Below are 293 nucleotides of genomic sequence, written 5' to 3' on the forward strand. Positions count from 1 at the left end.
GTCCCAGATCACGCACCAGCGCGGTGATCGACCAGCCATCCGAAGCGATGTGGTGCACCACCGCCACCAGCACGTGCTCGTCGTCGGCGACGCGGAAAAGCCTTGCCCACAAGGGGATTTCGGTGGCCAGATCGAACGTGTAACACGCTGCGGCGTTAACCGCCTCACTCAGCCGCCCTGCCGACCAGCCGGTGGCATCACTGATCTGCCAGCCGAAATCGACTTGTTCGCTTGGGATAACCACCTGCTGCGGTGTTCCGTTAGGCGCCGCAAACAGCGTACGGAGGCTCTCA

1 protein-coding gene is annotated in these 293 nt (G+C 62.8%); it reads right to left on the reverse strand.

The window, feature by feature from the left end; genetic code table 11:
* On the reverse strand, positions 1 to 293 hold a 293-nt coding region (locus tag JF781_RS28300; protein WP_225341394.1), incomplete at both ends, for a condensation domain-containing protein.

The sequence above is a fragment of the Mycobacterium sp. WUMAC-067 genome, assembly GCF_020217485.1.
Taxonomy (GTDB): Bacteria; Actinomycetota; Actinomycetes; order Mycobacteriales; family Mycobacteriaceae; genus Mycobacterium.